We start from the raw sequence: 24557 nt of genomic DNA, 5'->3' as shown, positions 1-24557 counted from the left end.
TGGAGGATATATGAAAAAGATTTTAACTCTTACACTGCTTTTTACTTTAATTTCATGTGGGGGATTTCAAGCTGAGCGTGTTTCGGGAGATACATCAGATGAGAAGTCATTAGAGATTACTGATGCATGGGTTACACGTGATACTGAAAATTCAGTTGAAACAGTGATTCAAAAAATGAAACAACATAAAGGATTTAAAAATTACCTACTTAAATTAGGAAGGCGTCCTAAAGTATTTGTTGCTGAATTTAGTAATCAAACGGCCGAACCATATTTCCCGTCAGATGATATTTCTGATGAGTTTTTAACTCAATTAAGTGAGTCTGGAGAATATATCTTAATTGATGCTTCTGCTCGTGAGGCCTTATTAAAAGAAATTCAATATCAAAATGATGGAATGGTTAGTCCTGCCGAAGCAAAGAAAATTGGAAATGCTGCCGGTGCTGATATTATGATCTTTGGTAATGTAAGAATGCAACCACGTTCAAGAAGTGGGAAAACATTAAAAGAATACACGATGAATATTCGTATGACTGACATTTCTAGAGGTATCGAAGTTATGAGAACGAGAACACGTGTAAATAAGTACTCTGAAAAATCGAAAGTAGGTTGGTAATTAGTTGAATATTACTAATTTAAAAAAGATTTTAACTCTTTCATTCCTTATTGTTCTTGTCTCATGTGCAGCAAGAAAGGTAAGGGATGAAGGGGATCTCATTTCATCTTTATATAAAAGTAACGATTACAAAAGTGTTGTTGAAAAAATTAACAAAGGTGAAGTCTATAAGCGAGAGGAAGATCGCTTCCTAAAGCAAGCTGAGCTCGGTATTGCTTATTTTAATTTAAAAGATTATGACAATGCTCTTTTGTACCTTAATAATGCTAAAGAGATTGCAAATGAATTATACAAAATTAGTATTACAAATAAAGTAGAGTCTCTTTTTATTGGAGAGGCTACTGACATCTATTACCCAAATCAATTCGAACAGGCCAATATTCGTTTTTATGAAATTCTAGCTCATTATATGAAGAGTAAAGAAGTTACTTCAGATAAGAAAAGGAGATTTCATCAACAGGCAATGGTATCAACTCTAAGAGATTGGAGTGCCTATATCGAAAACTTTAAGGAACAAAATAGAGGACGTGCAATCTATAAGGGATCAACCTTTATTGATCTGATGGGAGTTGTTGTTCATGATACCTATGGTAGGGCCAAAGACCGATCGATCGTAAATAATTTCAAGAAAATAGGAAAGAGAGATCTTATTCAGCAGATGGGATTATATCCTAGCTACAATTCATCACATAAAAAATATCAAGAGGATTATAAGAAGCTACACTTAATGAGTCAGAGTGAGCTTTCAAAGTATATAACAAAAACAGAGACTTATAAGAGCACATACGACTTCTTTAATAGTAGAAAATCATTTAATACTTATATCATTATTTTAAATGGTCACGTCATTAAGAAGACTGCTAAAGTTTATGATTTCCCATTGGGCCTTCCAGTGGGAGTTTATATTTCAAATGACGAGGGAATGGATGACTTTGTAACTTTCTCTCTAAATATGCTCGCTCTCACTAGAGGGGCAGAACCAAAGATTTATTTTGAGTTACCAAAAATCGATTCAACGACTGTCTCAACTCCTAAAAAGATTATAATCAAAAATGCTAACGGTGAGGAACAAGAAAGCGGTTCTTCTGTGCTTATGACCAATACTTCTGAAGTCTTAAGTAGTTCTTTAAAAAATGATGTGGCACTTTTAGAAGCAAAAGTAGGGGCAAGGCTTGCGGCCAAGCATATTGCCCTTTTAACTTCGGCCTACCAGACTTACCGTAGTCTCTATAATAATGGGAACCTTATAGCATATCTCTCCGCAAGTGCAGCTTACGCTGCTGGTAACCGAGCAATTCAAGAATCAGAATTAGCTGACCTACGTTCTTGGTATGGTATTTATGACCATATCCACCTTTATCCGGTTAACCTTGAACCTGGTGAGTATGAGTTATTAATAGATAATAAAAAGTATAAATTTAATCGTGATGATGGTGCTAAGCAAATAGTTCCACTAATTATCAAATAATCCTATTTTGATAAAATAGAATAATGTTAATCAGTATCAGTAAACTATCAATTAAGAGTGACTTCAATAAAGTTCAGGCATTGTTTTCTCTCCATATGTTTTTGTTCTTCTTGGCCAAGGGTTATGAGTTCTTTAAATTCCAATTTAACTTTATTGCGCTCTTTGGAATTATCTTTTCCGTAATTCTTTATCGACTCTATTATCGAATGCAAAAAAATGTACACTATTCTTTTTGGACTTTAAGTGTTGTTGTTGGTCTCTTTATCATTTTTTATATCTTGAGATCCCTATATTATTACAATGATTTCTCATTATTTTTTCTCTATACAATGTCTTTGATGCTGCTTGGAGTTCTTTGTTTTTCTTTATATACACCTGTTTTTTATCCTGTCATAAGTTGGTGGGAGTATGACTTTAGATATCGTAATGATTTAAAGACATGTGTTTACTCGGAAGGTCTTGATGGAGTGGAGGGAAGGCTCGTTGATCTACGCCGAAAAGCTGGAGGCCTAACATTGTTCGACGATTTAAAGATTGGCCAAAAGCTAGAAATTGAACCGCTAACTGCAAGCATTGATGGACGCTTGAGCGTTGAGGTGGTATCTAAAAGACAACACTCGATAGGACGACCTTTTACATATGGTGTAAGGTTTCATAACGCAGATGAAACTTCTCGTCGTCGTTATGGTGAGTTAGAAAAATATTGGAATTTTGAGCGTAAGGCCAAAAAAGATAAAAAATTTAAATCATGAGTATTAAATCACACATTTGGAATATGAACTTAGCGCTTAAAGAAGCGGAACTCGCTTTTAAGGCGGGAGAGGTTCCTGTTGGGGCAATCATTGTAGATGAAAATGATAATGTGATAGCTCGTGCTCATAATTTAAAAGAATATCAAAAAGACACAACGGCCCATGCAGAAATTCTCGCCATTAGAGAAGCTAGTGAAAAACTTGGTGATTGGCGACTTCTTAATTGTACAATCTATATAACGCTTGAGCCTTGTCCTATGTGTTTATATGCAATTTTACAGGCACGTTTCAAAAATGTTGTTTTTGGGGCTTATGATCAAAAGGCCGGCTCTGTCTCTCTCGGTTACAGCTTTCAAAAAGATAAACGCTTTAATCATAAATTTTCTATTATTGGTGGCGTTGAACACTTTAAATGCTCGAAAGTATTATCAGATTTCTTCAAATTACGTCGAAAAACTTATCGAAAACGTCAAAGTTAAAGCTCTAGTGTTTACATTCTGGCGATATTTATCGAACATAAATATATGTTTAAATTTATCTTTACGGCACTATTTGCATTATCATGTATCGCCAATTCTATGTTTTTTGAAGTTGACTCCATCAACTTAAATAGAGCGCTGGGAAGTGACTTTCTTGGTGGTGTTGCTCACGCTAGAGATGTGTATATAAAATACGACGCTGTTGAGTTTGATTTAACTGAGAATGGTGAGCTTTTTCTTGTTAACACTTACTTATTTAATAATCGTATTAATTTTCAAAAAGATAATTTAAACCTTACGACTCATCTTCCACAATTTACTGAGATTGATTTACTCAATATGATTTATGCGAAAGAAGCTAAAATCGAATTTTCAGAAACTGGCTTTTTTGCAAGTGGCCCACAGCTAAGTGTTGGTGCTGAGCAATTTCTTTTTGATATCAAAGATGTTGATATTAAATGTCAAAGTGATGAGTTTACATTTAACTTAGATGAAATCTGTTTAAAAGATATGCACATTAAGCCACTTGAAGGTAAGGAATTTGCAATCGTGGAAATTACTCAAAGTGGTGCTAGCCAATCTAATGTAAATATTCGCGGAAAGGAAGTTGCATTTGAAGAAGATTCAATAGTCATCGATGCGCAGAGCGCTTCTGGTAACCTTTTAAATAGTTCAATCAATTTTAAAAATATTAATATTGATTGTTATAAAGATCCCAATTTAACAACTTTTAATCTTGATATGATCTTCGCAGGTTGTTTAGAAGAGTCACAAATTGCTGGAAAGGAGATTAAGCTACTTAGAGAGGGGATGCCATTTAATGTTTTTGATGGACAGCTTTATTTTGAAAAGGAGCACCTTGGACTAATCGCTAATCAACTAGAGGCCCAAACTAAAAATGGTGAATTTACTTTCACTAAGATAGAGGCACGTTGTGTAAAAATAGATCCATCTGATAAGGAAGTGGATGCTGTTTCAATTTATGAAGGATGTCTTAGAAGATCTGACTTTAGTATTCAAAAGATAAGTGAAGATAAGAAAGATTCTGCTAAAAATCGTATTAGGGATCTAAAGATTACTGTTGCTGATGGCCACTTTAATATGACGGCCAAGCTAAAATCTCTTTTCACTTTTAAATTTAAGGCCGCTGGAAAACTCGATGTTCATCCAGAGCAACGTGAGGTGAGAATTAAAGTTAACCGAGCAAGAGTAGCAGGTATGACAGCAACAAAATTCGTTTTGAAATTTGTGATGAAATTCATTAATTCCGACTCAGTGAGTCTCAAAGGTGAGACGATTATCATTAAATACTAGCTTTCATTGACATCATGCTAAGATAAATATTATATTCATGTTCGGTAGCCGGTCAGACAAATGCAGCGGGGCTAACTCCGCCAGGTCGGGAACGAAGCAACGGTAACTTTTGTTGCATTGTGTTTGTATCGGCTGCCCCTTTCCAATACCTATAATTTTTCCTATAGTTAACAAGTAAAATTTTTAAATCATATAAAGTGATGGTGCTTAATGTCATATCAGGTCTTGGCCAGAAAATATCGTCCTGCAAAATTTCAAGATTTTGTTGGGCAAGAACATATCGTTAAAACAATAGTTAATTCGCTAAGAGAAGATCGACTAGGTCATGCCTATATCTTTTCTGGTACGCGTGGAATTGGTAAAACAACGATAGCCAGAATTTTTGCAAAAGCCCTAAGATGTGAAACTCGTGATGAGAACCAGAACCCATGTGGTGAATGTAGTGCGTGTCAGGACTTTGATTCTGCGGCTTCAATGAATGTCGTTGAAATCGATGGTGCATCTAATAATAGTGTTGATGATGTAAGAGAGCTGATTAGTAATATTTCTTATCTTCCATCTAGTGGAAAGTATAAAGTTTATATTATTGATGAAGTTCACATGTTATCAAATAGTGCCTTCAATGCCCTTCTAAAAACTTTAGAGGAGCCACCGGAACATGCCGTATTCTTAATGGCGACAACTGAGCCAGAAAAGCTTCTTGGAACAGTTCTTTCAAGATGTCAGCGTTTCGACTTTGTAAATGCAACAGTTGAAGAGCTTAAGTCTCATATTATTCATATTGCGCAGCTTGAAAATATTGTTTTTGCTAATTCAGAGTTAATTGAAACACTAGCGAAGCTAGGTAATGGTTCATTTAGGGATACACTTTCTTTATTTGATCAAGTTTTAAGCTTTTCGTTTGGTCAAGAAATTACAGAGGATATCTTTGCTCAGGCCCTTGGGATCGCAAAGCTAAGTTCAATTAAAACATTAATTGATTCTACTCTTTCAGAAAATATTGAGGAGCTGACTAATACATTTAATGCTCTAATTTCACAAAATATCTCTCTACAAAATATCGTAAAGTCTTTACTTGAAAATCTATTTTCAATTGTAATTGCAAAAGATTTTAATGATAAGTCGAGAGTCCTTTCAAAAGTAGACGGAGATATATTTGATCGTATATCACGGGCAGAACTTTACTGGGTATATGAAACACTTGCTAAAGACTTTTCGTGGACGCTTGAATCAATTATTCCAACAGATGCAACACTTCTTGCTATGAGAAAGGTTGCATTAAGACATCAGATAATTGCAGACACTCAAGTGGAGGATAGCACGGGAAAGCCTAAGGCCCAAGTTGTGGCCGTGACTGAAGAAGTAGCTACTGAAGAAGTTCAACCACAATCTAGCCCCACACCTGAGACTGAAGTTGAGGAAGCTTTAACAGAAGAAGCCCCGAAGCCTCATAAAATTATTTTTGATGATCCTATAGAACCACAAAAAGAATCTAGTGAAGAGACACAAGAACCAGAAGTAGATGATACTAAATCCATTGAGGACGAAGTTGTTATTGAAGGCCCTAAGTCTTGGGACGGCTTTCTTCAATTTCTAGCAAAGACTTCACCTGTAATGGGTGCGAATATGGAGCAGGGGAATTTAATTGGTGAATTAGTTGTTCAGTTAGACAAGGTATCCCTACTTATCGGTTACCCTACTGGTGCAAAAGTTTTCTTTGATCATATGAATAATCAGGAAACGCTTGAAAAGGTTAGAGAGCATCTTAGAAAATATTTTCAAGTGCAAGAGATTGATTTATCAATTGAGCTAGTCGAAAAAAAGAAAGCTGAAGAAACAGACTTTAAATCAAAATTTGAAATTAATATAGAGAATGAAAATATTGAAAAACAAAATCAAAGAAAGGAAATTGAAGGTGATGAAATGCTTCAGTTGGCCAGTTCAATATTTAACTCTAAAATTGATAAAATAATCTTAAATGAAGATGAATAAAATTGGAGAATAAAATGGCAAAGGGAATGCAAGGCCTAATGAAACAGGCACAGCAAATGCAGCAAAAAATTAGTACACTTCAAAAAGAGCTTGAAAAGCGTGAACTAGAGGTTTCTTCAGGTGGTGGTGCTATCAAAATTAAAATCACTGGTAAGCAAGAGATTCAAGCTATCACGATTGATCCTGAAGCAGTAGATCCAAATGATGTTGAAACTCTTGAAGATCTTGTTTTAACTGCAGTTAACCAGGCAATTAAAGAATCTCAAGATATGGTTTCAAATGCGATGAGCAAAGTTACTGGTGGACTAAATATTCCAGGACTTTTCTAAGGCTAAAACTTAATGAAACTACCTGAAAGAATTAATAACCTTGTTGATTCATTTTCTAAAGTGCCAGGCATTGGAGAAAAGAGTGCTTTAAGACACGTTCTTAGCTTAGCAAAGTGGACTAAGGAAGAATTAGGAGACTTTGCTGTTGCACTAAATGAATTAGCAGAGTTAAAAAAATGTAATCAATGTGGTGTCTTTGCAGATGAAGATATCTGTGCTGTTTGTAGCGATATCCATCGTAAAGAATCAACTGAGATTTGTATTGTTGAATCGATAACTGATTACATGGCCATTGAGAGAAGTGGCCAATACAGAGGGCTGTATCATGTTCTAGGAGGAGTACTAAATCCTCTTTTAGGTGTTGGTCCATCGGAGTTAAACATTGATAAGCTTAAGAAGCGTGTTGATGTTCTCGGTATCAAATCTGTAATTTTAGCTATTGGTCCATCTGTTGAGGGTGATGCAACTTGTAGTTATATTAAATCGGTTCTTTCAGATGATGTTAATGTTGATAGAATTGGCTTTGGGATTCCTATGGGTGGGAATCTCGACTACTTAGATACAATGACTATATCTAAGGCATTAGAAAATAAAACCAAAATGTAAGGAAGGTTTATGGATAACATCGAAGTCGTTATTCAAGAGTTTTTTAGAGAGTATAGTGGACTAGATTCTCTAGTAAATAGTGGCTTAATTGTTTGTCGTCAGGATGGTATTCCACTATATTCGTTTAAAAGTGTTGAAACTGATTTCGATAGTGATACTGCTGGTGCTCTTATTGCAGGTGTTTGGCAGGCAAGTTCAGTTCTTTCACAATTTATCCCTGAAGAAACGCAAGACGAATTTAGATTCAATTACGCAACTTCTTCAAAAGGGATTTATATTACAAAGCTCTCAGGTCTCTTTGATGATATCTATCTAAGTCTTATTTATTTTGATGTGGATAATCCGGCAAAGTTAAAAGCAAGAATTAGAAGTATTGAATCAAAGCTTCCAGAATTTATTGAAGCACATATATCAGGGGATAGTGATCCAAATGAAGTTTTTCTATTCGATGATATAAGTGATAACGAAGTCGATGACCTCTTTGCAGGCGTTTTAGGATAACGGGGGCCACATGTCTTTTGTAAATTATAATACGAAGGAAATTAATTGTAAGATCGTTTATTACGGGCCAGGACTTGGTGGTAAGACAACGAATATTCAATATATTTATCAGAAAACTGCTGGTGGTAGTAAAGGAGAGATGGTTTCTCTTGACTCAGAAAATGAAAGAACAATTTTCTTTGATTTCTTACCGCTTGATCTAGGTGAAATAAGAGGTTTTAAAACTCGCTTTCACTTATATACAGTTCCAGGACAAGTCTTTTATGAGTCATCACGCAAGCTAATTCTACGTGGGGTTGATGGTGTGATCTTTGTCGCCGACTCTCAGCTTGAGAGAATGGAAGCCAATATTGAATCACTTAAAAGTCTTGAAGCAAACCTTACTGAGCAAGGTTATGATATTGATCAGATTCCAATTGTGTTCCAGTGGAATAAAAGAGATCTTCCAAATGTTACGCCTGTTGAGGACATGAATCAAACACTCAATGCAGATGAAAGGCCGGCCTTTGATGCTGTAGCTGTTAAAGGTATTGGAGTTTTTGAAACTCTTAAAACAATGTCAAAATTAGTATTGATGAATTTAAAGGGCGGCTTAAAAGAGTAGCCCTTTATACTTTAGAAAGTGAATATGGGCCTCAATTAAAGCCTCTTGGCAGTAGAAAGAAGATCTTCTTCCAATAAGGTGATGACCATCTAAAATACCAAGTTTGATACCTCTTTCAAAATAGTATGGAAATAATGAGCTTTCTGTATCAACAACTCCGTCATTATCTTTTTTACTTCTTATAAACATCTTCATGAGAATCATCCAAAGGTGACTTTCATACCATTTTGCTGAGAAGCCAATCGAGGTATAGAAAATATTTTGATTAAGCTTTTGGTGGTTATTTCTCAGCCATGGCCTACGAAAAGTAGAAGAAAGTGACTTCTGCATTTCTTTTGCTAAGATATCCTTTTTGCCATCAATTAATTGATAAAGCTTTGAGTCTGAAAAATTATGTATGAGATTTAGCGTTTTGATAAATTTCTTATTAAACGAATTAGAGCCTAGAATTGGTGAGGCTATTGTTGAAAGACCTACAATAGCATCTTGCTCTTCACTATAATCAACTAGGTAGTGGAGCGAGTCTAGACCTCCCTTAGAAAAGGCGATCAACCATAGCTTTTCATTAGGGTTATCACTTACATATTTTGAAATTTGTTTACGCAGTGACTTTGCATTCTTTAAGCAATTATCAAAACCATTAACTTCCGGTGTGTAATATTTAATATTAAATTTTGTTTTAAGGTGTTGGCATGCGCGTTCAAAGGAAGGTGTTGAAAACAACTCATTAAAAACACCTGGAATTAAGACAATAGTAATGTCTGTTTTTGGTTCTTCTAAATTTGAAATATAATTTGGATGGTACTTAGCATATTCAACTTCGTTATAAATGATTTTAAATATTTCTTCATCTGATAGATCAATTGGTTTGCGAGATTTGAGGTCATTGAAGAACCTATAATTAACTTTATCAAAGTCAAATTTATTGTCGAAGCTTTTAAAATTTGTAAGTGAATGTATATAGCGAGCTGAAGAAAAGCTGATCCATGCACTAGATGTGACAAGGTTTCGCATCAGTTTAACGGCATCATTTGGAGAGAGATTATTCTTAACTAAATTGAATCTTTCAACTATATCAGACTTTGTTAATTCTTTAGCAGAGTTTAAAAAAGATTTAGAATAATTCTTTCTCGCGCTATAAGCATTAACACGATTCTTAAAATCTAAAACTTTTGATTCAATATATTTATTTAAAATTAAATCAGTATCTCTCATAGTACTTTTAAATTCCTTGCGCTAGATGTAAAATTTTGGCATTGGTAGTGTATACAAGTCAAATGAATGAAAGATTTTAAAAGTTTGTTCACTTTTTTCATGAATTTTATAACTGCTAACTACTTATAAAATAAGGTTATTTAATGGTTGAAGAATATAAAGAGCACTATTCCGTCTTAAAGAAAGAATGTCTCGACTATCTTTATTTAGACAAAGAAGAACATGATCAGTTGCTTTTTGCTGACTGTACATTTGGGGCCGGCGGCCACTCTTTGGCGATTGTTAAAAGGGAGCATAAGGCCAAGCTTATATCTTTTGACCAAGATCCTGATGCTTTAAAGAACGGTCGTGAATTGATTAAGAAGAATGGAGTTGAAGATAGACTCTTCCTACACGACTCCAACTTTTGCCACTTTAAAAATATTGTCATGGATAATCATGCTGATCTTGTCGAAGCAAACGGCGGGCTAAATGGTGTTCTTCTTGATCTAGGAGTTTCTTCTCATCATTTTGATGAAGGTTCTCGTGGGTTTTCATTTCGTGTTGACGCTCCGCTTGATATGCGTATGGACTACGATAATGACAATATTCAAACGGCCAAAGATATTATCAATCGTTATTCAGCGCAAGATCTGGCCAACCTATTTAGAGATTACGGCGAAGAAAAGTATGCGTGGAGAATTGCTGAGCGCATAGTTCTTGAGCGAGATAAGAATGGTTCGATTAATACAACATTTCAATTGGCCGATTTAATTAAAGATTGCTATCCAAAAAAATTACAATTTGGTCGAATTCATCCGGCGACAAAATGCTTTCAAGCACTGCGTATAGAAGTTAATCGCGAGTTGGATGTAATAACTGACGTAATTAATCAGGTGCTACCATTATTAAAGATTGGTGGTAGAATATTAATTATAAGTTTTCATTCTTTAGAAGATAGAATTGTGAAGAAGCTTTTTAAAGATTATGAAAAAAATGGACTTGGTGAGATGCTTTTTGAAAATGAAGTAAAAAAGCCAATTATTCCAAGTGATGACGAGATTGCTGAAAACTCTCGCTCAAGAAGCGCAAAACTTAGAGTGCTTAAGCGTGTTGCAAGCAAGAAGTCGAAAAATAAATATGAGAAGTTTTCAAAGATTGAAAATTTATAACAATAGGAGATTGTTAAATGGCCTCAAGGATGAGTCGAACAAAATCTAAGAAGGAAGGTATTGGAAATAAGATCAAGGGAGTTGTTCTTAGTTCACAAGGTTTACCAATTGTTCTTAGTTTAGTTGTGATTACAGTTTTATTCGTACTTTTTAGAATGAAAGGGATTGAGCTTAATTATGAGATCGCAACTGTAAAAAAAGAAGTAGAGAGAATTAAAGTTGAGGGAAAAGAGTTAAAAGCTAAAAAAGCTAGACTTCTATCTGTATCTAATTTGAGAAAGATGGCCCGTAATTATAACTTAGCACAGCCGAAGCAACATCAAATCATTGTTGTTCCAGCTAAGAAGTAAGTGTAGTGAGTGATAATAATTTAAAAAACAGATTAAAAGTTATATACGCAATTTTTACAATTGCTTTTGTTGCAATACTCGTAAAAGCATTTCGTATTCAAGTTGTTGATCGTGGACACTTATTATCACAATCAAAAAAACAATTTTTTAGAGAAAGAAAAGTCTTTCCGAGACGTGGTCATATTTATGATCGCAATGGAAACCCTCTCGCAATTAATATTAGAACCTACTCAATCTTTACTATTCCAAAGAATATCTCAGATAAGAAAGTTTATGAAAAACTTAAGGTAATTCTTCCTGAGATGGAGCTTGATGGTATCGCAAAGAAGGCTCTTGAGAGAAATCGATTTACTTGGATTACAAGAAAGTCAAAGCTGACAGAAGAACAAGTTACACAGATTAAAAAGCTTAAGGGGATTTATATTGAAGAAATTCCAAAGCGTATTTATCCAAATCACGAGCTTGCTGCACAAACTTTAGGCTTTGTTGGACTCGATAATAATGGACTGGCAGGAATTGAGCATCGCTTTGATAAAGAACTCAGAGGTGAGCCTCAAATTATTAAATACTTTAAAGACAATAAAGGTCGTCCTGTAAGATACGTTAGTCAAAATATTCCAACAGAAAGAGCAAACGATGTTTACCTTTCTATAGATAAGGAAGTTCAAGCAGTAGCTGAAAAGGCGATTAAAGAAGCTGTTGAAAAAGTTGATGCAAAACGTGGCGGTGTCGGTGTCATGGATGCTGAGACCGGTGAAATTATTGCTATGGCCAATTATCCTACATTCGATCCAAATGATGTTAGTGATTCGAAGGGAAGTGATCGTAAGCTTGCTTTTATTAGTGACCCATTTGAACCAGGATCAACTCTTAAGGTTTTAACACTTGCTTCGGCCCTAGAAAATAAAGTTGTACGACCTGATACTAATTATTATTGTGAACAAGGCCGCCTTAAGGTTGAAGATCATATTATTAAGGAAGCTGAATCGAGAAAAAAGTTTGAGTGGTTATCTGTTGAAGAGATCCTTATGTACTCTTCAAATATTGGAACAACGAAAATTGCATTTGATTTAACTTTTCCAAAACTTAAGAAGACACTAAATGATTTTAAAATTGGTGAAAAAACGGGAATTGAACTTCCGGCCGAATCTCGTGGAATTTTTACTGATGATAAAAACGTATCTCCACTTTCTTTAAGTAATATTAGCTTTGGTCAAGGTGTTGCAACAACAGGGATTCAAATGCTGGCTGCTTTTGCTGCAATCTCGAATGATGGTGTTTATGTAAAGCCAACTATCTTAAAAGTTGATGATCCTAAGAAAGTAAAATCAAAAAGAGTTATCCCAGTAGATGTTGCTAAATCAATTACTAAGATGATGGTAAATACAGTTGATCGTGGTACAGCAAGAAAAGGAAAAATTCCTTACTTTAAGATCGCTGCAAAAACTTCAACTGCTCAAAGAGCTGATAATAATGGACGCTATACGGGTTATATTCCTGGCTTCCTAGGCTTTCCGGTTGGAGTTAAAAAGAAATTTGTCGTTTACTCATATGTTGATAAACCAGCACGAGGTAAGTCATATTACGGAAATTCGGTCGCCGGGCCTGTTTTTAGAAAAGTGACAGAATATCTTCTCTATAAGAACAAAGAGTTTGAAGGTCTTGCCGAAAATGAGACTTATAAAAATGATATGGCCTTTGATTCTGTAAAACGTGTTCAGTCTGCAAAACGCTACACTGGTAGGGGTTCTGTTCCTAACTTTGTTGGACTTGATAAGAAGTCAGCAATGGCCCTTGCTCAAAAGTTAGAAATCGATCTAAGTCATATTGGTGTGGGGGTTGTTCTGGAGCAAACTCCTGAAGCTGGTAGTTCTCGCGATGGCGATGTCGTTGTAAAACTAAAGTACGCCCCACCTACATATGAATGATTTAATTAATAAGTACAATATTCTTTTGGAAGGTCTTACTGACCTTACGACAAACTTAGATCAAGCAAAGCCGTGTGATATCGCTTTTTATCGAATACATGATAACGAGAAAGCTGTTGAACTATTTCGCCAACGTTATCAAAAAGGTCGTGCCGGACTAGTCATTACGAATCGAGAAGTTGCAGATGTTGATACACTCGTTGTTGACGAGTGTGATTTTTATAAATTACAAGAAGAGTTGGTTGAGGAGCTGTATCCAATTAATCGTGAAGTAAAGTTAATTGGAATAACAGGTACTAACGGAAAGTCTTCTGTTGCTCACCTTTGTCAGCTTATTCTTAATGCTAACGGCTTAAGTGCATGTAGTATAGGAACCGTTGGTGTCATTAAAGGTGAAGATGAAGTGCTGGAAAGTCTATCTGCGACGACGCCATCTTTTATTGATTTAAGAAGAATCATTTTTAAGCTTAAGGATATTAATTACTTCTGTTTAGAAGTAAGTTCTCATGCGCTGGAGCAGGAGAGAGTTAAGAAGATGAAGTTTGATTCAATTGGCTGGACAAACTTTACTCAAGACCATCTCGATTATCATGGAACGATGGAGTCCTATTTTAATGCTAAAGCAAAACTTGCAAATTATAGTGATTCAAATTTTTTCATACCTCGTACTCAAGAAAATGAATTCAAGTCTAAGCTTAAATTTAACTTAGCTTCTTGTGTTGAAAATATTTATGGTGAGGAGTTTAACCTCAGCTACAATGTCGATAATTTAGAGTTAGCATTCGCTCTTTGTGATAAAGCCTCTAGCTTAAAATTAAATAGAAAAATAAAACTATCTTTACCTAAGGGAAGATTTAATCTTTTTAGAAAGGGCGATAGTGTATTCATAGTGGATTATGCTCATACTCCTGATGCTATTGTAAATATTTGTCGTGAAACTAAGAAACATTTTGGATCATATGACATTGTTACAATCTTTGGCTGTGGTGGGGATCGTGATCGTACAAAGCGTCCAAAAATGCTTTCAGCTGCATTGGAGTTCAGTGATAAGGTTGTTGTAACAAGTGACAATCCAAGAAATGAAGATCCGAATGAGATTATTAAAGATATTCTTAAAGGTAATAAAGAAGTCGTAGATATTATTGTTGATCGCAAAGAGGCCATACATACTTATGTAAAAGAATATGAACGTCCTACCGCAGTAATTATTGCTGGAAAAGGACATGAAGAATATCAAGATATTAAAGGTGTGAAATATCATTTTAGTGATATTGAAGAAGTAAAGAGTGCATTAGGGGAATTATGTTAATTTCTGATTTAAATAAAGTTTCAGGTCTTATTAAAAATATTGGTAATGATAGAGATATTGATATTTTATTATCAACAGACTCTCGTATGCCTGAAGATAAGAACACATTTATTGCTCTAAAAGGCGAGCGTTTTGATGCTTATAATTTTATTGAAGATGCGATAAAGAACGGCGCAAAAGCAATTGTCTTAACTCACTCTAAAGAAAGAGAAGAAGAGATAAAAGAACTTTATGAAAAGTATAAAGAGATATGTTTCTTTTTAGTTGAAGATAGCCTTTCTTTCTTACAAGAAGCAGCTAAGTTTCGAATTGTTGAGTGGAAGAATCATGGTGGTTTCGTTTTTGGACTTACTGGTTCTAATGGGAAGACGACTACGAAAGAGCTACTTTACTCGTTAGCAAAATCATTTCTTCACGATGCAGTTATATGTACACAAGGTAATTTAAATAATCATATTGGTGTCCCTCTAACTATATTTTCTATTAAAGATGAACATAAGTTTGCCATTGTTGAAATGGGAACTAATCACTTTGGCGAGATTGAAGTACTTTGTAAAATTGCACAACCTGACTACGGTTATATTACAAATATTGGTCATGCCCATACTGAATTTCTAATTGATCTTAATGGTGTTCTGACAGAAAAGTCTGCGCTTTATCGTTGGATTAACGACCATGGTAAAAAATTCTTTTTAAATTTAGAAGATGAGAAACTAGCAACTTTAGATGTTACAGAAAAAGTTGTACCTGTAAGTAAGGATAATGTTTACGAATTTGAAAGTGAGTTTATTAAAGAGTCTTATAATCGCTGGAATGTACAATCTTCATGTTTTGTTTTAGAAAATATTTTTTCACTGAGTTTATTTCACGAGTTAAAAAAACTAAGGCTTCCTGAAAATAAAAGGGCCCAGTGGATTAATGTTGATCATTCAAAAATATATTTAGATGCCTACAATGCAAACCCAACTTCAATGAGGCTTGCAATCAGAGAGTTTGCCAAGCAAGTTCCAGATACTAAAAATGTTATCTTCATAATTGGTGATATGAATGAATTAGGCGATAAGACCCAAGAGCATCACGAGAGCATTGCCGAGTTATTAAATGATCTAGGTATTAAAAACTCAATTTTCATTGGCCGATTTGCTAATTTTTACCAAAATAAATTTGGCGGTGCGTCCGAAACTTATATAAATCTTGAAGATTTTATCTCAAATTGGCCTACAGTATTAAATTCGTATGATTATATTTTTTTAAAAGCTTCTCGTTCTTTACAACTAGAGAGGCTAATAGATATAACTATGTAATATAATTTAAAAACTAGGTGATTACATGCTGTATCATTTCCTCTATCCCCTAAGGGATGAATTCTTTGCTTTTAACATTTTTAAATACATCACATTTAGAACAGTTGTGGCCTTCTTGCTTGCAACAGTTATCTCAATTATTTGGGGTAAGTATTTTATTGGATTCATGCAGCGTAAGCAGTTTGGCCAAGTTATACGTGATGATGGCCCAGAGTCTCATTTAAAAAAAGCAGGTACACCTACAATGGGTGGTGTCTTTATTTTGGGGACAATCTTATTAACACTGTTAATAACTGGAAATTTTAATTCAGTTCCAGTTCTTATAACCTGTGGTGTAACTGCATCCTATTTTGTGCTCGGCTTTATCGACGACTATGCAAAGATTTCTAAAGGAAATACAAAAGGTGTTTCGGCCAAAGGTAAACTTGTGTGGCAGTTTGCAACCGCCCTAATTGCTGTCTTTGCTATGGTACATTTCAATGTTATTGACACCCAACTATTTGTTCCATTTGTTAAAGGGCCAGTTTTTAACCTGATGAGCTTCTTTGTAATTTTCGGAGCTATCGTTATCGTTGGTTCTAGTAATGCTGTTAATTTAACAGATGGATTAGATGGATTAGCAATTGGTCCAATTATTACATCTGCTGCAACTCTTGGATTTATTGCTTATGCAACTGGTCACAGAGAGATTGCGTCATACCTTTTTGTGCCATACGTTGAAAATGTTGGAGAATTAGCTGTCATTGGTGCTGCAATCGTCGGTGCAGGCGTTGGATTTTTGTGGTATAACACATACCCAGCTCAGATTTTTATGGGTGACGTGGGGTCCCTTGCCTTAGGTGGTACACTAGGAACAATGGCCGTACTAACAAGAAGTGAATTACTTTTCGTTATTATTGGTGGTGTTTTTGTTGCTGAGGCCGTATCGGTGATCTTACAAGTTGCTTCTTACAAAACTCGTAAGAAGAGAATATTTAAGATGGCCCCGATACATCACCACTTTGAGCTATTGGGATGGGCCGAGCCTAAAGTAATTGTTAGATTTTGGATTATAAGTATATTTTTAGCGATTCTAGCGATCGCAACATTAAAAATGAGGTAGAGAATGGAGAGATTTAGAAACAAGAATATCCTAATCGTTGGTATTGGAAAAACTGGTTTCAGACTCATAAATTTCTTTAATCGTCTTGACTGTAATATTCGTGTAACAGATATCAAACCGATTTTTGATCTTAATAAAGCTGTAAAGAAACTACGTAAGATTAAACCTGCAGTTGAAATGACTTTTGGTGAACACTTAGATGACGACTTTATCAACGCAGATGTTGTTGTGTATTCAGGTTCTGTTGATCCAAATATGCCTCAACTAGAATTAGCAAGAAGAGAGGGGAAAGAAGTTTACTCTGAATTCGCTCTTGGAAATAAGCTATGTCGTAAGCCAATCATTGCTGTTTGTGGATCTCACGGTCGCACAACTGTAGCACACATGATTGGATTTACTCTAAGACAAGATGGAAAGAATGTATTTGTTGGTGGAACAAGCGAAAGCCCATTTATCGAATACTCAATGCTGCCAAATAAAGATGAAATTGACTACGTTGTTGTCGAGGTTTCAGCAGTTCAAATGAGACGTCTAACTGACTTCCATCCTAAGATGGTTGTCTTTACAGATATCGCAGACACTTACCCACAAGGACAATTCACGTCAATGGGTGAGTACATGGAAACAAAGTTAAGTATCATCAAGACTCTATCTCCTGATGACACTTTAATTGTTAATTTCGACAAGCTTGCAAATAATAGCTTCTTTAGAAATGCAAATTGCCAGACTTATTGGTACTCAAGAAGATCATTCGTTAAACTTGGTGTAATGGAAGAGATTCAAGGAACACACTTCCACGATCGTCGTATCCATTCAAATATCAATTATCACTCAGAGTTTGTTGTTAAGAAGATGAGAATCATTGGTCAAAATAACCGTGAAAACTTACTTGCTGCAATTACTGCATGTAAGGCACTAGATCTTTCTGATGAAGCAATTCAAACATGTGTAACGAAATTCCCTGGAATCCCACACAGAATTGAATTCTTAATGGAAAAGAATGGTGTTTCTTTCTATAACGACTCAAAAGCAACAGATATGAGAACACTTGTTGAGACAACTAAGGCGTTTAAAACTCCGGTTATCTTAATTGCTGGTGGGAAAGATATCGAAGATCTTGAGTATGAAGCATTTACTGATGAGCTAATTCAAACAACAAGAATCATCGTTCTTGTTGGTGAAGCAAAAGAAAGAATGAACCGCGCACTTGGGGAGCATCCACAAACTTTCATTGTTGGATCGTTTGAAGAGTCTGTTCTCTTTGCTTATCAAAAGTCGAGAACTGGTGACACGATTATTCTTTCACCAGGTAACCCTGCTACGGACTTCTTTAGGGATTACGAGGAAAGAGGGAATTACTTCAAAAAACTAGTTTACCAACTATAATTACTGAGATGCCCCTTTCATAGGGGCATTTTTTTTATGCCTAATACAGAACAGGTTTTAAGTCATATGATCTCGTCATGAAGGTTCTGTTATTTTTTATTTTTGTTTCTATTTTTTCTACTCAAATTAAAGCTGATCAAGATTATGTGAAAGTCTGTCAAAACCTCGTGGACAAGAGGCTTTCAAAATACAATCAATTTCGTTTTAAAAAACAATGCACGCAAATTACATCTAAGTATCAGTTTCAATGTTTAACTGAAGTCTTGGACAATCGAAGAGCGATCTCTCTTGTAGAGTTTAATGCATGTACTTATGTTAGAAGTGCTGAAACCTTGGCAAGCATTCATGAAGTGGCCAAGTACTATCACAGTCGTGTGAATATCTTTCATGTGACAGTTGCGGCCTTGGTGCAAAATGAAAAAGAGAAGAATTGTGTTTTAAATATAATTCAAAAAGAAGGGCTTGATCCCTTCAATGCCTACACATGTTTTGATGAAAGAGGGATTGACCCAATTAGGCATTTCGCGCAAATGTATATCAAATAGCCTGACGCGTAGTTTCCTATATTTCTAATGCATCGAATACAATCTTCATATATGATTAATATATGAACTCTATTGAAAACACGGATCGTTTTGGAAAACTATTTTTAATTATCACATCAATTATTGTTGGTGTTGGTATCGTCATGGTTTATTCTTCATCCTATATGTTCTCAAAAGAAGTTTACGGAACAAGCCTTCACTTCTTCTCAAGACAAATTCTCTTTGCCCTAATGGGGGTGGGGATGGCCTATGTTGTGGCAAAGACTAAGTATCAGTTCTGGATAAAGTTTTCATTCCACTTGAATCTTATAGTTGCCTTCCTATTAGTCCTTACATTTATACCTGGATTAGGTGTTGTTGCTAAAGGTGCCAATCGTTGGATTAACTTAGGATTTGGTTCATTACAACCGGGTGAACTTGCAAAGTATACGATACTTATGATGTCGCTTTTCTTTTTTGAAAATTATGAAAAGTTAAACCTTAAAAATCGTTTAAAATATGCGGCCAATATTGGATTAGTTCTCTTGCTATTACTCTTACAACCTGACTTTGGAACATTCTTTATTTGTGCCTTAGGTATGGGCTTTACATGTTTTATTTCGAATTTCAGTCGTAAATATTTCTACATCATGGGAGTCGTTGGAACAATTCTTTCATCACTTATACTTGTTGCTCAACCTTACCGTGTAAAAAGGTTAATGGCCTTTTTAGATCCTTGGGCAAATCCAAGAGGAAGCGGTTTCCAAGTTATCCAGTCTTGGATTGGTTTTGCTAATGGTGGCTTCTTTGGAAAGGGAATTGGTAATAGTTTAGAAAAGTTATTCTTTCTGCCTGAGGCCCATAATGATTTTATCTTTTCGGTTATTGGTGAAGAGTTTGGCTTTCTAGGAGTTCTCGCATTTGTTGTTCTCTTTGTTGCATTCACTCATACTGGATTTAGGTTAGCTCTTTCTTTAAAAGACGATATAGCTAAAAAAATGGTCATGTCCATTATTTTCATTATTGGTGTTCAAGCTTGTTTAAATATGGGGGTTGTTCTTGGATTACTTCCAACAAAGGGACTTAACCTTCCATTCGTTAGCTATGGTGGATCATCACTTATGAGTAATTTAATTGCTATCGGTGTAATCTTCTCTTGTGTGTCACGTCAACAAGCGATGTCAGGCAATAAACCGTTTTTTTCTCAACAATAGCCAATATATGCGCTAAATTTAGAAGAAGTAATCTTGTGAAAAGGAACAAGTATGAATATTAATATTCAAAATATTAGCGTGCATTTTATTGGTATTGGTGGAATTGGGATGAGCGGTATCGCTGAAATTCTACTGAGCCTTGGGTATAAAGTAACGGGTTCAGATATTAGTGAGTCTGCCAATGTTGCTCGTTTAAGAGAATTAGGTGCTAATGTTTTCATTGGACATAAGCGTGAAAATATAATTGATAACACGACAGTGGTTGTTTATTCATCTGCTGTAAATGAATCTAATCCTGAAATGCAGATGGCCCGTGAAAAGCAAATTCCTATTATGAGAAGAGCGGAAATGTTGGCGGAGCTCATGAGACTTAAAAGAGGAATCGCAATTGCGGGAACTCATGGTAAGACGACAACAACAAGCTTTCTTGCGACAATCTTACAAGCTAGTAATTACGAACCAACTTATATTATTGGTGGTATTGTTTCTAATCTCGCGGGACACGCAAAGGTTGGAGCTGGTGAGTACCTTGTTGCAGAAGCAGATGAGTCTGATGGTTCTTTTCTTATGTTAAATCCAATTATGTCTGTTGTAACAAATATTGACCTCGATCATATGGATCACTACGGTAGTGAAGATGTTCTTATGGATAGTTTTGAAGAGTTTATTAACAAAGTTCCCTTCTACGGGATCTCTTCACTTAATGCAGATGATGAAAGACTTATGAGTCTTGTTCCACATATAAAAAAACCAATTGTTACTTTTGGAATTGAAAAGCCAGCAGATTATCAAGCTGTCGATATTAAAATGTCTGATCTATGTTCAGAGTTTGACTTAATCGTTGGTCCTGAAAACTTAGGTCGCTTTATAATTAATCTTCCAGGTAAGCACAATGTACAAAATGCACTTGGAGCAATCTCTATCGCTCATAAAATGGGTGTTCCTGTAGATATGATTAGAAGTTCAATTAGAAGCTTTGAAAATGTTGGTCGTCGTTTTCAATTACTGTATAAGAACGAAGATGTAGAGATTCTTGATGATTATGGCCATCATCCAACTGAGATAGCTAAAACTCTAAACACATTAAAAGAAATTAGAGAGCATAAGAAGATTGCTATTTTTGAGCCACATCGTTTCTCTCGAACAAAAGATTGTTGGAATGAATTTCTACACTGTTTCAACGACGTTGATGAGTTATATATGTGTCCAATTTACCCAGCTAGTGAAGTCCCTATTCCAGGAATTACATCAGATAGACTTGTCGAAGATATTAATAAACTTCATCCAGGGCTTGCTAAAACAATTGAACTTAAAGATTTAGATACAATTATTAAGTCTAATAAGAATTCAACAATTATGACATTGGGTGCTGGCTCAATTGGTCGAGTCATTAGAGAATGGGTTTTAGATAACGATCGAAATGAATAAAATTAAAGATTTATTAGCTGATATTCCAAATATTGAAATCGAAATTGATAAGGATTTATCAAAATATTCAACAATGCGACTTCAGTCTAAGGGTGACTTTATTACTGTAAAAGACCTTAATGGTCTTAAGGCCGTTGTAAGAACACTTACTAAAAATAATATTAACTACATGGTGTTAGGCTTAGGTGCTAATCAACTCTTAAATGAAAAAATTGAACATCCAATAATTAATCTGGACTTTAATTATGATCGCCGTATCTTAGATCAGTATAATGAAAGCTATATTCTTCCTGCTTCTGTGAAGCTTTCAAGTTTAACTTCTCATGCTTCTAAGTTTGGGAATATGCGCTGGGAAGTAATAACTGGAATTCCTGCAACCTTAGGTGGTGCCGTTTTTATGAATGCAGGAACAGGTCTTGGTTGGATTAGTGAAATTATAAATAGAGTTTGGTATATCGATAAGGAAGGTAACGAGTATCTTCATGAAGCAACTAATGATAGTTTTTCATATCGCCAAAATAATTTTTTAAAGACTGGGGATATAATTTATCAAGTCGAGCTTGTCTCAAAAGGACAAGACGTAAACCTTGGTGAGAAAATACGTAACTACCTTCTTATGAGAAATAAGTCACAACCATTAAAGGAAAAAACTTGTGGAAGTGTCTTTAAAAATATCGTAGGAGATAAGCGAACTTGCACTGCAGGACAATTTATTGATATACTTAATTTGAAAGGTTTACAAGTTGGTGACGTTCGAGTGAGTAATCTTCATGGAAATTTCATGGAGAATTTCGATAAAGCGACGGCCAGCGATGTTAAAGCACTTATAAAAATTGTACAGGATGAACTTTATCTAAACTATGGTTTAAAGTTTGAGCCTGAAGTCAGGATAGACATTTAATGAAAAAAGCTATTTCAATTATTTCACTTCTTCTTTTGAGTGCTTCTGCATCAGCAGTTTCACAGCCAAATGAGAAGATCAAATATAAGACGGCTTTTGGTAAATGTCCTTCACGTGCTGCTGGAACACTAACTCTTAAGTTAGTAAAAGACTTCGAAAGAAACCGTTCTTTAAGAAGTATGAAGAATCTAGTTGCAGCAGATAAATTAAAAGAAAAACACTTTCTGTCAGACTATACGATTAAGTATAATCCGATGGAAGGAATGCTTAACTTTATCTATGAATGTCCATCTCCATTAATGAAAGTACAAATCTACAAAGAAAATGGAATGGAATCTTACGAAGCAATACTTGTTGATAATGGTCAATTATTTGATCCAACATATGAAATTCTTTTAAGAACAGAAAAGAAATTAAATTACTCTCTTCCTTATCTTGCAATCCCTGTTGGGGAAATGGATAAGAATGTTCAAAAAAACATCACACGTATTATCGCAGATCTTGATCTTGTATTTAGAAAGTTAATTTCTGAAGTTATTATTAGCGATGATAAAGAGTTAACAATGATTCTTTCTATTAAAGGGAAGCCTTCAAGTGTCTTTATGGGCAAAGATGAATGGCCACTTAAGGTTGAAAAGTTGACTCAAATCATTGGTTATATGAACAAGAAAAAGAAAATTCCATCTGTGATAAATATTACAAATTCCAAAAAAGTTGTTGTCAAGTTCAACGACTAATTCTAAAATTTCATTATATGCGGTAAAAATTGCCGTTAGATTTCTTTATTAACAGAATGATTCTGTAAGAAAAAACTAGAGAAAGGATTCTCAATGAAAGAAAAAAACATCGTTGTCGGTTTAGACGTTGGTACAACTAAAGTCTGCACAATCGTAGGTATCCAAAATATTTCTAATCAAAACACTGGTAAAGCCGAGCTTGAAATCATTGGTATTGGTACTCATCCAAGTCATGGTTTAAAGAAGGGTAGTGTTGTAAATATCGATAAAACGGTCCGTTCAATTCATAATTCTTTAGAAGAAGCGAGACTAATGGCCGGAGTTGATATCCATAGTGCAACTATTGGAATTGCTGGTAGCCATATTTATAGCTTTAATAGCTCAGGTGTTGTTGCTGTAAAAGGTAATGAAATTTCACAAGATGATGTTGATCGCGTACTTGAAGCTGCTAAAGCAGTTGTTATGCCAAGTGATCGTGAAATCATTCACGTTATTGCACAAGAGTATAAGGTTGATAATACAACTGGAATCAAAAATCCAATTGGTATGTGTGGAACTCGACTTGAGGCCCACGTACATATTGTTACAGGTTCAATCTCACTAATTCAAAATCTCGTTAAATGTGTGGAGCATACTGGGATAAAAGTAGAGAATGTTACACTTCAACCAATTGCATCTTCTGAATCTGTTCTTTCTCCTGAAGAAAAAGAAATGGGAACTCTACTTGTTGATATTGGTGGTGGGACAACTGATCTTGCTCTTTGGAAAGATGGGGCCCTTGTTCATACACAAGTTATTCCTGTCGGAGGAAACCATTTCACAAATGATCTTGCTGTAGCACTTAAGATCCCACATGCAGAAGCAGAAAGAATTAAAATTAACCATGGTTCTGTTCTACCTGAACAGGTTAATCAATCAGCACATATAACAGTACAAGGTATCTCTGGAACTAAGCCAAGAGAAGTACAACTAAATACAGTTGCAAATGTACTTGGAGCAAGAGCTGAAGAACTATTTGATCTTATAAAAAATATAATTAGAGAAAAGAACCTAGGAGATGACATCAGTGGTGGCGTAGTCCTAACTGGTGGTGGTGCAATGATTAAAGGAATGCCAGATATTGGTGAGTACCTTTTAGAGCGTCCACTTAAAATTGGTTTTCCAATCGCTTTTGGTGGCATGACAAATATTATGCAAAACCCAAAGTTTTCTACAGTTTTAGGTCTTCTACTTGAAGCTTCAAAAGGTAAGGAAGTAGACGTAGAAGAGGAAGAAGATATTAATCAAATAGATATTGTAAGTAAATTATCAGGGTCTATTAAATCAGTATTTAGAGAAATTTTTTAA

At 35.1% G+C, this 24557-nt stretch carries 24 protein-coding genes and 1 other RNA gene; 24 read left to right on the top strand and 1 reads right to left on the bottom strand.

The window, feature by feature from the left end; genetic code table 11:
* Nucleotides 1–10: 10 nt before the first annotated feature.
* The 11 genes from M902_RS09520 (at nt 11) to M902_RS09475 (ending at nt 8661) form a co-directional block, all read left to right on the top strand.
* Nucleotides 11–616: a CsgG/HfaB family protein gene (locus M902_RS09520; protein ID WP_021267637.1), complete on the top strand. Its 606-nt coding sequence runs from the start codon at nt 11–13 to the stop codon at nt 614–616.
* A gap of 4 nt (nt 617–620) precedes the next feature.
* Nucleotides 621–2084: a hypothetical protein gene (locus M902_RS09515; RefSeq protein ID WP_021267517.1), complete on the top strand. Its 1464-nt coding sequence runs from the start codon at nt 621–623 to the stop codon at nt 2082–2084.
* Nucleotides 2085–2107: 23 nt separating this feature from the next.
* Nucleotides 2108–2836, top strand: a complete 729-nt coding sequence (locus M902_RS09510) for a PilZ domain-containing protein (RefSeq protein ID WP_021267599.1) — start codon at nt 2108–2110, stop codon at nt 2834–2836.
* The gene (locus tag M902_RS09505) at nt 2833–3315 is read left to right on the top strand and encodes a nucleoside deaminase (RefSeq protein ID WP_052607426.1); all 483 of its coding nucleotides are present in this window, start codon (nt 2833–2835) and stop codon (nt 3313–3315) included. The genes M902_RS09510 and M902_RS09505 overlap by 4 nt, the downstream gene beginning before the upstream one ends.
* A gap of 45 nt (nt 3316–3360) precedes the next feature.
* Nucleotides 3361–4629 (top strand): hypothetical protein, encoded by a 1269-nt coding sequence (locus M902_RS09500; protein ID WP_040314556.1) that lies wholly within the window; start codon nt 3361–3363, stop codon nt 4627–4629.
* A gap of 43 nt (nt 4630–4672) precedes the next feature.
* Nucleotides 4673–4769, top strand: an RNA gene (ffs, locus tag M902_RS16355) — signal recognition particle sRNA small type.
* 70 nt (nt 4770–4839) lie between these two features.
* Nucleotides 4840–6621, top strand: coding sequence for a DNA polymerase III subunit gamma/tau (gene dnaX, locus M902_RS15970; protein WP_021267560.1), 1782 nt, complete (start codon nt 4840–4842; stop codon nt 6619–6621).
* A gap of 14 nt (nt 6622–6635) precedes the next feature.
* Nucleotides 6636–6950, top strand: a complete 315-nt coding sequence (locus tag M902_RS09490) for a YbaB/EbfC family nucleoid-associated protein (protein ID WP_021267713.1) — start codon at nt 6636–6638, stop codon at nt 6948–6950.
* Between the two features lie 12 nt (nt 6951–6962).
* The gene (gene recR, locus M902_RS09485) at nt 6963–7556 is read left to right on the top strand and encodes a recombination mediator RecR (protein ID WP_021267471.1); all 594 of its coding nucleotides are present in this window, start codon (nt 6963–6965) and stop codon (nt 7554–7556) included.
* A 9-nt stretch (nt 7557–7565) separates the two neighbouring features.
* Nucleotides 7566–8057, top strand: coding sequence for a hypothetical protein (locus M902_RS09480; RefSeq protein WP_021267545.1), 492 nt, complete (start codon nt 7566–7568; stop codon nt 8055–8057).
* A gap of 10 nt (nt 8058–8067) precedes the next feature.
* The gene (locus M902_RS09475) at nt 8068–8661 is read left to right on the top strand and encodes an ATP/GTP-binding protein (RefSeq protein WP_021267730.1); all 594 of its coding nucleotides are present in this window, start codon (nt 8068–8070) and stop codon (nt 8659–8661) included.
* Here the strand turns inward: M902_RS09475 and M902_RS09470 are convergent.
* Entirely contained in the window at nt 8650–9876 is a 1227-nt protein-coding gene (locus M902_RS09470; protein WP_021267655.1) for a triacylglycerol lipase, read from the bottom strand. The genes M902_RS09475 and M902_RS09470 overlap by 12 nt on opposite strands.
* Before the next feature lie 143 nt (nt 9877–10019).
* On the opposite strand from M902_RS09470, the gene rsmH reads away from it, so the two are divergent.
* The 13 genes from rsmH to ftsA all read left to right on the top strand — a co-directional run bounded on the left by rsmH (nt 10020) and on the right by ftsA (nt 24557).
* On the top strand, nt 10020–11027 hold the full coding sequence (rsmH, locus tag M902_RS09465) for a 16S rRNA (cytosine(1402)-N(4))-methyltransferase RsmH (RefSeq protein ID WP_021267491.1): 1008 nt from the start codon (nt 10020–10022) through the stop codon (nt 11025–11027).
* A 17-nt stretch (nt 11028–11044) separates the two neighbouring features.
* Nucleotides 11045–11377, top strand: coding sequence for a septum formation initiator (locus M902_RS09460; protein ID WP_021267577.1), 333 nt, complete (start codon nt 11045–11047; stop codon nt 11375–11377).
* A 5-nt stretch (nt 11378–11382) separates the two neighbouring features.
* Nucleotides 11383–13305 carry a penicillin-binding transpeptidase domain-containing protein gene (locus M902_RS09455; RefSeq protein WP_021267430.1) on the top strand — a complete coding sequence of 641 codons (1923 nt, stop codon included), beginning with the start codon at nt 11383–11385 and terminating at the stop codon, nt 13303–13305.
* The gene (locus tag M902_RS09450) at nt 13298–14614 is read left to right on the top strand and encodes a Mur ligase family protein (protein WP_021267448.1); all 1317 of its coding nucleotides are present in this window, start codon (nt 13298–13300) and stop codon (nt 14612–14614) included. The genes M902_RS09455 and M902_RS09450 overlap by 8 nt, the downstream gene beginning before the upstream one ends.
* Complete coding sequence (murF, locus tag M902_RS09445) at nt 14608–15918, top strand: UDP-N-acetylmuramoyl-tripeptide--D-alanyl-D-alanine ligase (RefSeq protein ID WP_021267408.1); 1311 nt, start codon at nt 14608–14610, stop codon at nt 15916–15918. The genes M902_RS09450 and murF overlap by 7 nt, the downstream gene beginning before the upstream one ends.
* Nucleotides 15919–15943: 25 nt before the next feature.
* Complete coding sequence (gene mraY, locus M902_RS09440) at nt 15944–17020, top strand: phospho-N-acetylmuramoyl-pentapeptide-transferase (RefSeq protein WP_021267563.1); 1077 nt, start codon at nt 15944–15946, stop codon at nt 17018–17020.
* Between the two features lie 3 nt (nt 17021–17023).
* Complete coding sequence (murD, locus tag M902_RS09435; RefSeq protein ID WP_021267585.1) at nt 17024–18406, top strand: UDP-N-acetylmuramoyl-L-alanine--D-glutamate ligase; 1383 nt, start codon at nt 17024–17026, stop codon at nt 18404–18406.
* A 77-nt stretch (nt 18407–18483) separates the two neighbouring features.
* On the top strand, nt 18484–18951 hold the full coding sequence (locus M902_RS09430; RefSeq protein WP_021267674.1) for a hypothetical protein: 468 nt from the start codon (nt 18484–18486) through the stop codon (nt 18949–18951).
* Between the two features lie 62 nt (nt 18952–19013).
* The gene (ftsW, locus tag M902_RS09425) at nt 19014–20144 is read left to right on the top strand and encodes a putative lipid II flippase FtsW (protein WP_021267464.1); all 1131 of its coding nucleotides are present in this window, start codon (nt 19014–19016) and stop codon (nt 20142–20144) included.
* 51 nt (nt 20145–20195) lie between these two features.
* Nucleotides 20196–21572 carry a UDP-N-acetylmuramate--L-alanine ligase gene (gene murC, locus M902_RS09420; RefSeq protein WP_021267569.1) on the top strand — a complete coding sequence of 459 codons (1377 nt, stop codon included), beginning with the start codon at nt 20196–20198 and terminating at the stop codon, nt 21570–21572.
* Entirely contained in the window at nt 21565–22473 is a 909-nt protein-coding gene (gene murB / locus M902_RS15965; RefSeq protein WP_021267436.1) for a UDP-N-acetylmuramate dehydrogenase, read from the top strand. Before murC ends, murB begins: the two co-directional genes overlap by 8 nt.
* Entirely contained in the window at nt 22473–23210 is a 738-nt protein-coding gene (locus M902_RS09410) for a hypothetical protein (RefSeq protein WP_021267533.1), read from the top strand. Before murB ends, M902_RS09410 begins: the two co-directional genes overlap by 1 nt.
* 93 nt (nt 23211–23303) lie before the next feature.
* Nucleotides 23304–24557 carry a cell division protein FtsA gene (gene ftsA, locus M902_RS09405; protein WP_021267553.1) on the top strand — a complete coding sequence of 418 codons (1254 nt, stop codon included), beginning with the start codon at nt 23304–23306 and terminating at the stop codon, nt 24555–24557.

The organism is Bacteriovorax sp. BAL6_X, from assembly GCF_000443995.1.
Classification (GTDB): Bacteria; Bdellovibrionota; Bacteriovoracia; order Bacteriovoracales; family Bacteriovoracaceae; genus Halobacteriovorax_A.
Note: the sequence above shows the minus strand (reverse complement) of the source record. Positions and strands in the feature narration are given on the sequence as shown.